The sequence below is a fragment of the Poseidonibacter antarcticus genome (assembly GCF_003667345.1).
GTDB lineage: Bacteria > Campylobacterota > Campylobacteria > Campylobacterales > Arcobacteraceae > Poseidonibacter > Poseidonibacter antarcticus.
Genome location: NZ_RCWF01000018.1, coordinates 22,541 through 33,386 on the forward strand (window position 1 = coordinate 22,541; position 10,846 = coordinate 33,386).

Sequence of the window (10,846 nt, forward strand, 5' to 3'; positions counted from 1 at the left end):
TCTAATCTCCCTCATCTGGATCAAGTGGTAATACAGTCATATTCTTAGGTTTTACCATCCAGAAGTTTCTAATTTCTGATCTAAAGTTTTGTAATATTCTATCTGCTTCAATACTTTGTGTTTCATGAAGATAATCTAATAATAATCTTTTTAAATAAAGTCTTTCTCTTTCTGTATCATCAGTATCAATTCTTACAGCTTCAATTAACTCTTGATTCATTTTATCAACAAATGCTTTTTCAGCATCATAAACAAAACCTAATCCACCTGTCATTCCAGCTCCAAAGTTAATACCTGTGTTTCCTAAAATAACTACAATTCCACCTGTCATATATTCACAAGGATTATCTCCTGTACCTTCAACAACAGAAATACATCCTGAGTTTCGTACAGCGAATCTTTCACCTACAGAGGCTCTAATGTATAATTTACCACCAGTTGCTCCATAAAGACAAGTATTACCAGCACCACCAAATTCTTGGCCTTGATGTTTAGGATTAATAATGATTTTACCACCATTCATTCCTTTACCAACGTAATCATTTGCAGCACCATCTAAGTGAAGTGTCATACCTTTAGAAATAAATGCACCAAAAGATTGACCAGCAATACCTTTTAAATTAATATTAATAGAATTGTCAGGTAACCCTTCATCACCATAGAATCTTGCAATTTCACCAGAGATTAAAGCACCAAATGATCTATTTAAGTTAGATATTTCAGTATTCACTTTAATAGGTGAATTTGGATTTTCAATAGTTTTATGAACTTTTTTAAGTAATTCTTTTTCATATTTATTATCATCAAAAGGAGCATTTGTTTCTTTTTGACAAGTGTTAATACCATCAACTTTTCTTAAAATATTTTGGAAGTCAAATTTCTTAGCAAAATCATCATCAATTACTTTTAATAATTCAGATCTTCCTACAATTTCTTCAATTGATGAATAACCTAATGATGCAAGAATACTTCTAACATCTTCTGCAATAAATGTGAAATAAGAAATAAGTCTTTCAACTGTTCCTTCAAAATATTCTCTTAAAGTTTCATCTTGAGTAGCAACTCCAACTGAACATTTATTAGTATGACAAATTCTTAAAATTTTACAACCAAGAAGTGTAAGAGCAGCTGTACCAAATGCATATGATTCAGCACCAAGCATTGCAGCTTTTACAACATCAAGACCAGTTTTTAGACCACCATCAGTTTGTACATGAACGAACTCTCTTAAGTGGTTAGCTTTTAATGCATTGTGAGCTTCTGAAAGTCCCATTTCCCATGGATTACCTGCGTGTTTAAGTGAAGTTAATGGAGCAGCACCTGTTCCACCATCTCCACCTGAGATAATAATTTTATCAGCATAAGCTTTTGCAACACCTGCAGCAATTGTTCCAACACCAATAGAAGATACAAGTTTAACTGTAATTTTAGCTAATGGATTGATTTGTTTTAAATCAAAAATTAATTGAGCTAAATCTTCAATTGAATAAATATCGTGATGTGGTGGTGGTGAAATAAGTGTAACACCAGGAACTGTATGTCTAAGTGTTGCAATTAAAGGAGTTACTTTATGTCCAGGTAACTGACCACCTTCACCAGGTTTTGCACCTTGTGCAACTTTAATTTGTAATTCTTGTGCTGATCTTAAATATCCAGGTGTAACCCCAAATCTTCCTGATGCAACTTGTTTAATTTTAGAATTTTTTAATGTATTGAATCTTTTTGGATCTTCTCCACCCTCACCAGAGTTTGAAGTACCACCAATTGTATTCATAGCTTGTGCTACTGCTTCATGAGCTTCAGGAGAAATAGAACCACATGACATTGCAGCACTTGAAAATCTTTTAAAGATTTCTTCTGTTGATTCTACTTCACTAATATCAATTGCTTCTTTATCAGAATTAAATTCAAGGAAATCTCTAATGAATTTTTTATCTCTTGTTTTAACAAGTTCTCTTAAACTATCAAAATCTGATATATCTTCTTTTTTACTTGCATTTTTGTTATGCATTGCGTTAGTAGTAGCTGGACCATAATCATGATACTCACCACCATTTGAATATTTATAAAAACCACCTAAATCAAGTGGGAACATATGATTTTCATCTACAAATGCATTCATATGAGATTTTTCAATTCTTTTTTCTATATCTTCATATGTCAATCCAGCTAAATCAGTATATGCACCTTCAAAACAATCATTTATAATTTCATCAGATAATCCAATAATATCAAATAAACCAGAGTTTCTATATGAAGCAATTGTACAAATACCCATTTTTGACATGATTTTTAATAAACCAGCATTAAGTGCTTTATGTGTATTTTTTAATATTCTTTGCATTTCATATTTAGATAAGTCTTTATTTTTATATAAAGCAACTGTTGTAGCATACATCATATAAGGATAAATTGCTGTTGCACCAAATGCAATTAATACAGCTGACATATGTGGATCGTAAACTTCTCCACTTACACAAATAATTGAAACAGAATGTCTAATTCCTTTAATCAATAATTGTTGATTAATATAACCTACAGCCATTGCCATTGGAATTAGTTTTGTTTTTTCACTAATATCTCTATCATCTAAAATTATAATAGAAACATCTTCTTCTTTTACAGCTTTGATAACTTTTTTAGATAATTGCTCTAGTGCATCTTTTAAATCAGTTTTAAATGTAGTAGAAAAAGTTTTATTTTTATAATAACTATCATATCTTGGAGATTCGTTATATCCAAATGAATAAAGAATATCATATTTTTCTTTCATTAAAATAGGACTTGTTGTTTTTAATCTTTTAGCAAATTCTGGTTGCTCAGATAAAATATTATGAATTTGTCCAAATCCAGTTTCTAAAGACATAACAACTTTTTCTCTATATGGGTCAATTGGTGGATTTGTAACTTGTGCAAATTTTTGTTTAAAGAAATCTGTAAAGTTTCTATTAACATTTGAAAAACATGCTAATGGAGTATCATCACCCATTGAACCAACTGGTTCTTTTCCATCTTTAGCCATTGGTTCAATCATTTGATCAATTGCTTCATATGTAATATTAAAATATTTTTGTTTCTTTTCTAAATCATCAAGGATATAATCACTTGTATTTAAGAATGAATCTTCAATATATTCTTGAATATAATCCATATCATCATTTAACCATTTAGAATAATATTGAGACGATTTTAAATAATCATTAATATCATCTTCTTTTAATATTTTTCCATGTTTAAGGTCAAGTGCAATCATTTGTCCTGATTGTAATCTTCCTCTTTCTAAAATATTATCTTCTTCAAGAGTTAACGTTCCATATTCTGATGTAATATATAATTTATCATCTTTTGTAATTACATATTTAGATGGTCTTAAACCATTTCTATCAATTAAACAACCAATATGTCGACCATCAGTTAAAGAAACAGCAGCTGGACCATCCCATGCTTCCATTGAAGTTGCAGTATATTCATAGAATGCTCTTAAATCTGCATCCATATGTGGTGCATTTTGCCAAGGAGCAGGAACTAATGAACGTGCAGTTTTAAAGAAATCAGCACCATTAGCTAACATAAATTCAAACATATTATCTAATGAAGCAGAATCTGATGAACCAGTTTGTAAAATTGGTAATAATCTTTTTAATTCTTCATCAGAAAATATTTCTGATTTTAACTGTTCTGATTTGATTTCAACATTAAATCTATTAGCTTCCACAGAGTTAATTTCACCGTTATGAGCAATAGCTCTAAAAGGTTGTGCTAGTTTCCATTTAGGTAATGTATTAGTTGAAAATCTTTGATGAAATAATGAAAATGAGATTTTAAAGTCTTCATCTCTTAAATCAACATAAAAATGCTTAATATGCGTAGGCATAATAAGACCTTTATAAGCAATAACTTTAGATGAAAAAGTAGGAATATAAAAATCTTCTTTATCTAATAATTTATGCTCACACTCTTTTCTTGTTAAATAAAGCATTGCATCAAATCTCTTTGATGAAATTAAAGTATTTGGCACTACAAATACTTGAATTATATTTGGTAAAGAAGCTAAAGCTTGAGCTCCTAAAGCATCTGTATCAATAGGTACTGTTCTTTTTAATACAACTTTTAAGTCATTGCTTTCACATAACTCTTCAAATGTATCAATATCAGATAAATCTTTTGCAAAAATCATAGCAACACCATAAGTTTCAGGTAAGTCAACACCCTCTTTAGTTGCTACTTTTCGCATAAAATAGTCAGGAATAGATAATAATAAACCAGAACCATCTCCAGTTTTACCATCTGCGGCCACTGCACCCCTGTGCATCATTCTTTCAAGTGAAGTTATTGCATCTTCTAAATTTTTATGACTTTGTCTGTTCTTCATATCAGCAACAAGACCAAAACCACAGTTATCTTTAAAAGAAGTTAGTAAGTCTAAATTACAACCCATCATTTTCCTTTATACATTAATTTTTATATATTCCATAGTAAAGTGCAATAATATACTTTAAATTTGTTTAAAATATGGTTAAAATCAATGTTTTACAAGCTTCCATTATTTACTTTTTTAGTACTACTAAAGGTAGTACTTTTATAAACTTATTTTTTTCTTTAATATTCTAATTAATATGAGTTTTCTAGATTATTTTAATACAAAAAAACTTTTATAATTTCATTAAAAATACATAATTGATACATAAGTTTAGACTATAATTTTTTAATATCAAAATTAAGGAGATATAATTATGAAAAAATTATTAATAGGAACTATCGCGGCAGCAGTGGTAGCAAGTTCATCTATGGCGGCAGATTATACGTTGAAATTTTCGCATGTTGTAAGTGCTAATACTCCAAAAGGTAAAGCAGCAGATTTCTTTGAAAAGAGATTAGAAGAATTATCAGCAGGTAGAATTGACGTTCAAGTATATCCATCATCACAGTTATACAAAGATAATGCAGTTTTAAAAGCATTGAGATTAAACTCTGTTCAAATGGCAGCACCATCTTTTTCTAAGTTTGGTAAAATTGTACCTCAATTAGCACTATTTGATTTACCATTTGTTTTTAGAGATGCAAAGCATTTACATGATGTTCAAGATGGTGAGGTAGGAAAAGAGTTAAAAGATAAAGTAACTGCAAAAGGTATTGTTGCTTTAAATTACTGGGATAATGCATTTAAACAATTAACTTCAAATAAAAACCCATTATCTATGCCAGAAGATGCAAAAGGTCAAAAGTTTAGAATTATGTCTTCAAAAGTATTAGAAGCACAATTTCATGCTGTAGGAGCAAATCCTCAAATGATGCCTTTCTCTGAAGTGTATTCAGGTTTACAACAAGGTGTAATTGATGCGGCTGAAAATCCAATATCAAATATTTATACTAAAAAATTCCATGAAGTACAAAAATACTTAACAATTTCTAACCATGGTTATTTAGGTTACTTAGTTGTAATGTCTAAAAAATTCTGGAATTCATTACCTGCTGATTTACAAGCTAATGTAACTCAAGCTATGAATGAAGCAACTGAAAAAGAAAGAGAATATGCAGCGCAATTAAATGATTCTCAATTAGAATTAATTAAAGAATACGCTAAAAAAACTGGTAAACTTGAAATTAGCACATTAACTCCAGAACAAAGAGAAGCTTGGAGAAAAGCAGTTAGTAAAATTTACCCTGAGTTCTATTCTGATAGAAAAATCGGAAAAGATTTAATTGAGAAAACAATAGCGACTAAATAGTTATGTTTAATCTAATCAGTAAAACTATAGGTTTTATAAATCAATCAATAGCAGCATTCGGTATAACAGCCGGTGTTGCTGTTGCTTTTACTAATGTTGTTGCAAGATATGCTTTTGATGCGTCATTAGTATGGGCAACAGAACTTACTATCTTTTTATTTTTATGGAGTGCTTTCTTTGGTGCTGCTTATTGTTTTAAAAAAGATGCACATATTGCAGTTACAATTCTTTTAGATGTAATGCCTTCGAAAATTGCAAAAATTATGCTTTTAATTTCACATACTGTAACTATAATATTTTTATTAGCAGTTGCATATTATGGAATTTTATATATCACAGAAATTGTAATGCCATTCGATGAAAGAGCAATTGATTTATGGGATATGCCTATGTGGATTATATACTTAGTGATTCCTATTGCATTTTTCTTTTCAGCTTACAGAGTTGGTGAAAAAATTGTACAAATTATAAGAACACCACATAGTCAAGTAGTTGCAGAAAGCGAAGCTGAGCAAGTTTTAGCTGGAATGGGTGTTAGTTCAAAAGATAAAGACAATAAATCTGTTCAACATTTAAATGACATCGTTAAAGAAGTTGAAAAGAAAACAGGAGGAATGCTATGAGTGTAGCTTTATTATTTGGTATATTTTTATTCCTTGTACTTTTAGGAACTCCTATTGCAATTTGTTTAGGAGCTGCTACTTTTACAACAATGATGATATTCACAGATATTTCTCCTATTGAAATTTCATCAATGATGTTTGAAAAAATCAATCATTATTCATTAATGGCAATTCCAATGTTTATTTTAGCTGGTAACTTACTTTCAAAAGGTAGTGCAGCTACTAGAATTATTGAGTTTGCAAAATCAATTGTTGGTCATCTTCCAGGTGGTTTACCAATTTCTGCAATTTTTGCATCTATTATTTTTGCAGCAGTTTCAGGAAGTTCTCCTGCTACTGTTGTTGCTATTGGTTCTATTATGTTTGGAGCAATTATTCAAGCTGGTTATCCCAAGAAATATGCTGTTGGTACAATTGCCACTGCTGGTTCTTTAGGTATTTTAATTCCACCTTCAATTGTTTTAATTGTATATGGAGTTACTGCTGAAGTTTCTATTGGTAGATTATTTATGGCAGGTGTTGTTCCTGGAATTATGCTTGGAATTATGATGATGGTTGTTACTTATATTGGTGCTAGAAGATTAGGTTTTAAAAGAACTGAACCTGCACCATTTAAAGAAAGACTTGTAAAAATGAAGGATGCTTCATGGGGTCTTATGACAATTGTTATTGTTATTGGTGGTATTTACGGTGGAATATTTACACCAACTGAAGCAGCAGCTGTTGCAGCCGTTTGGGCATTTGTAATCTCTGTATTTGTTTATAAAGATATTAAAATGTCAGAATTTTTTGATACAGCTTTAGATTCAGCAAAAACAACTGCAATGATTATGTTCATTATTGCAAATGCAATGCTATTTGCACACTTCTTAACAATTGAGAATATTCCACAAGGAATCACTGAAGCGTTAATTGAAGCAAATGTTGATAAATATATGTTCTTATTTATGGTAAATATTCTTTTAATTTTAGCTGGTTCATTTATGGAACCATCTGCAATTATTATGATTATGGTTCCATTATTACTTCCTGTTGCTGTTGCACTTGGAATTGATCCTATTCATTTTGGTATTGTAATTACAATCAATATGGAACTAGGAATGGTTTCACCACCTGTTGGACTTAACTTATTTGTAACTTCTGGACTTACAGGTATGAGTATAAAAGATGTTATAGTTGCAGCGTTCCCATGGACGATGACAATTTTAGCAGGATTATTACTTGTAACTTATATACCAGAAATTGCTCTTTGGTTACCAAATCTAATGTATGGTGGATGATACATCTATCTATTTAAAAAAAAGGTAAGAGTTTTTACTCTTGCCTTTTTTTATTTCTAATCATTTTTTGATATACTTACATAAAAATTCAAGGTACTAAATACAAATGAAACTATCACAAATAATATTTCTTTTTTTCTTTGCTATAAGCATTCAAGGTTGTATAGTAGGAAGTGTAGTTGCAGCTCCTTTTAAAGTAGCAGGGGCAGTAGTAAATGTGGTGACTCCAGATGTTGTTGGAGATACAATTGCTGGAACAGGTGATGTTCTTGACACGGTTATTCCATTTTGAGTGATTTTATATCTGAGTTAATAGGTTTTGGAATAGTTACACTTGTAGTAATAATGCTAGCATACTTTACAGCTAAACTAGAAAAAAAGTTTAAAGATAAAAATAAAGAAGATTAAAGTTTTTTAATTTTTATATTTTCAAAAATTATGTTATCTACTATTTCCATTGCTTTTCTTCTTTTTTTCTTGTTATTAATTGTCCATGAAATTATTGGAATTCTTAGCCATCTACAAAAATTAGGAATAAAAGTATCTAATAATTTATAATCAAGTGAAATAAAATCTGGTCTTACCCTAAAAAATCGATATAAAAATGTTATTTTATAATATTTTATTTCCAACTTTTTAATATCTCCAAATATTAATCCTCTTGAAATAGAAGGATGATATTTTTTAAACCATTGGAGGATATGATAATTAAAAGAGCAAATTGAAAACTCACCTTTATACTCTTCTAATTGTTTAACTACTAGCTCTTCAAATAATCCTATTTCTTCATGATTTTTTATTTCAATAAGTAAAGGTACCTTTCCTCTTACTAATTTTAATACATCACTTAATGTTGGAATTGTTTCATTTGAGTTGAAAAGTTTTATGTTTTTAATTGCATCATAGTTTTGAGTTCTTATTTTTCTTCTATCTGCACATAGTCTTATTAAATTTTTATCATGAAAAACTATTACTTTTTCATCTTTTGTTAATCTTACATCTAATTCGATTGCATAATTATTATCTATAGCTTTTTTAAAAGCATATAAAGAATTTTCAGGTATTTCAAAACCTTTATATAATCCTCTATGTGCAATAGGTTGATTTTTAATCCAATTCATAATAAATCTTTTTTATTAATTATATACTAGTTAGATTTCATTTTAATTACATGTATAATCAAAAAAAATTTGGAACATAAAGTAGTAAATTTTGATAAATACTCGACAATTAAATACAAAACACCTTAAAAAACAACTTTCTAACAATTCTAAATAAAACTTAGATAAAGTTCCAAAACTTAAAATTTTTTATTTCTGAGTATGAATTTAGAGTACCGCTCCACCTTTATGTTGAATACATAGCCAATTATTTCCTCCAATACATGAAAGATAAAAATGATTCCTTGTTTTAATAAATGATAGTTCCTCATCAGTTAAGGTATTCATATTAATGTCTAATTAAAAAAATTACTATAAGTTTTGAAGTTTGACTTATAGTAATTTAAAATATTTATTTGGGTAGTTCAATAACATTTAAATACTCTTTAAATGAAGTCTGTCCTAAATTATCTGAAGAATAAGAGTTAATTAACTCTCCTACAAAATCTACTAAATTATTTGCAGTAACTTTTACACCTGTTTTATGTGCGAATCTACTTTCTTTTTCACCTTGTAGTTGTCCACCCAGAATTACATCATAACCTTCAACTCTATTTCCTTCTTTATCTCTTACTTTAGTTCCTATAAATCCAATATCAGAGATCTGAGGATGAGAACAAGCATTTCCACAACCTGATATTGCCATTGTTATGTTTTCATTAAAATCAGGAAATTTTTTTTCTAGTTCTCGAACAACAACTTTCGCATATTCTTTAGTTTCTGTAATACCAAATTTACAGAACTCTTTACCCGTGCAAGATTGAAGTCTCGCTCTAAAAGGGGAAGGAGAATAAGGATACCCTAATGCCTTAATTTCATCAGCTAAAGTTAGTGCATATTCATCTCTTACTCCATATATAATAAAATTCTGAGTTGGAGTAAGGGCTATACCTTTTACATGGTATTTATTACAAATATCACTTATTTGTTTGAAATCTTCTCCTGCAACTCTTCCTGAGTTTGTTGCAAAACCAATAAAAGATTCACCTTCTTGTTTTGCTTTATTAATTCCAAAATGATTTCTATTTTCAAAGGGAGTAATTTTAGGTTCTATTAATCCATCTTTAAGTCTATATCCTAATCTGTTTTCAATTTCTTTAATAAATTCTTCAAGCCCCCATTCATTAACTAAATGACGAACCCTTGCTTTATTTCTATTATCCCTATTACCATGATCTCTAAATATTTCTGCACAAACTACAGCTACATCTTTTATTTGACATGCTTCAACATACTTTTTTGCTCTATATGCAATTTGTTTTGATTTAGATAGTCCACCAGCAAGTGTTAAATCAAATAATATTTCACCATTTTCATCTTTAAAAGCAGTAAAGGCTATATCTTGAACTTCATGATTAGCTGTATGTTTTCCACAACCAGAAATACCAACTTTATATTTTCTTGAAAAATTACAAAACCTATCATCATTTTTGTCAAAATAGGAATCAAGTTCTTTTACTAAATAGGAAGCATCAATTATTTCTTCAGGATCTATTCCTCCAATTGGAGATGTCATGATTGGTCTAGGTCCATCACCTGATGCCATTCTAGAAGTAAGACCTACTGATTCTAATAGTTCTAAAATTTTAGGTATGTCCTTTATTTCAATATAATGAAATTGAATATTTTGTCTATTTGTAAAATCTACCAAACCTTTAGCATATTTTTGTCCTATTTTAGCTAAAACTTCTAATTGCTTTAAGTTTATTTTTGCATCTACAATTTTAATTCTCTTCATAAAATACTTTTTTTCTTCTAGCCCTTTTGAATTAATATGAGGATACATACCATACCATTTTAACAATCCTATATAATCGTCACTTAAAGGTATACCCTCTAAAGCTTCTTTATATACATCATCGATTACTCTCAATGGATTTCTTGAAGCTTTTAATTTTTCTAATTCTGACAATTCTTTTTTAGACATAAGTTCTCCTCTATATCTTTAATCTTTTCATTTAACCAACGAATATTTTAGCATCGTTAAAGAAACTAAAGTATAAAGTCACTATAGCTGAGACAACAAGTAAAATACCTATAATTTTGTCCATATC

Annotated in this window: 7 protein-coding genes; 4 read left to right on the top strand and 3 right to left on the bottom strand. The window is 29.2% G+C overall.

Annotated elements, in window-relative coordinates:
* Nucleotide 1: 1 nt before the first annotated feature.
* On the bottom strand, nt 2–4,438 hold the full coding sequence (gene gltB, locus D9T19_RS13800; protein ID WP_121628830.1) for a glutamate synthase large subunit: 4,437 nt from the start codon (nt 4,436–4,438) through the stop codon (nt 2–4).
* Nucleotides 4,439–4,733: 295 nt separating this feature from the next.
* Here gltB and D9T19_RS13805 point away from each other — a divergent pair, with 295 nt between their 5' ends.
* From D9T19_RS13805 to D9T19_RS13820, 4 genes are all read left to right on the top strand, one after another.
* Nucleotides 4,734–5,729: a TRAP transporter substrate-binding protein gene (locus D9T19_RS13805; protein ID WP_121628831.1), complete on the top strand. Its 996-nt coding sequence runs from the start codon at nt 4,734–4,736 to the stop codon at nt 5,727–5,729.
* 2 nt (nt 5,730–5,731) lie between these two features.
* Nucleotides 5,732–6,352 (top strand): TRAP transporter small permease, encoded by a 621-nt coding sequence (locus tag D9T19_RS13810; RefSeq protein WP_121628832.1) that lies wholly within the window; start codon nt 5,732–5,734, stop codon nt 6,350–6,352.
* Nucleotides 6,349–7,632 (top strand): TRAP transporter large permease, encoded by a 1,284-nt coding sequence (locus tag D9T19_RS13815; RefSeq protein ID WP_121628833.1) that lies wholly within the window; start codon nt 6,349–6,351, stop codon nt 7,630–7,632. The genes D9T19_RS13810 and D9T19_RS13815 overlap by 4 nt, the downstream gene beginning before the upstream one ends.
* Nucleotides 7,633–7,738: 106 nt before the next feature.
* Complete coding sequence (locus D9T19_RS13820) at nt 7,739–7,924, top strand: DUF6726 family protein (RefSeq protein WP_121628834.1); 186 nt, start codon at nt 7,739–7,741, stop codon at nt 7,922–7,924.
* A 112-nt stretch (nt 7,925–8,036) separates the two neighbouring features.
* Here D9T19_RS13820 and D9T19_RS13825 read toward each other — a convergent pair whose 3' ends face one another.
* Together D9T19_RS13825 and D9T19_RS13830 are read right to left on the bottom strand one after the other, a co-directional pair.
* Nucleotides 8,037–8,753: a glycerophosphodiester phosphodiesterase family protein gene (locus D9T19_RS13825; protein ID WP_121628835.1), complete on the bottom strand. Its 717-nt coding sequence runs from the start codon at nt 8,751–8,753 to the stop codon at nt 8,037–8,039.
* 391 nt (nt 8,754–9,144) lie between these two features.
* Nucleotides 9,145–10,719 carry a nitrite/sulfite reductase gene (locus tag D9T19_RS13830; RefSeq protein WP_121628836.1) on the bottom strand — a complete coding sequence of 525 codons (1,575 nt, stop codon included), beginning with the start codon at nt 10,717–10,719 and terminating at the stop codon, nt 9,145–9,147.
* Nucleotides 10,720–10,846 lie beyond the last annotated feature (127 nt).

Coding starts and splice junctions, on each gene's coding strand:
- gltB (WP_121628830.1), bottom strand. CDS start 4,438: ATGGGTTGTAATTTAGACTTACTAACTTCTTTTAAAGATAACTGTGGT.
- D9T19_RS13805 (WP_121628831.1), top strand. CDS start 4,734: ATGAAAAAATTATTAATAGGAACTATCGCGGCAGCAGTGGTAGCAAGT.
- D9T19_RS13810 (WP_121628832.1), top strand. CDS start 5,732: ATGTTTAATCTAATCAGTAAAACTATAGGTTTTATAAATCAATCAATA.
- D9T19_RS13815 (WP_121628833.1), top strand. CDS start 6,349: ATGAGTGTAGCTTTATTATTTGGTATATTTTTATTCCTTGTACTTTTA.
- D9T19_RS13820 (WP_121628834.1), top strand. CDS start 7,739: ATGAAACTATCACAAATAATATTTCTTTTTTTCTTTGCTATAAGCATT.
- D9T19_RS13825 (WP_121628835.1), bottom strand. CDS start 8,753: ATGAATTGGATTAAAAATCAACCTATTGCACATAGAGGATTATATAAA.
- D9T19_RS13830 (WP_121628836.1), bottom strand. CDS start 10,719: ATGTCTAAAAAAGAATTGTCAGAATTAGAAAAATTAAAAGCTTCAAGA.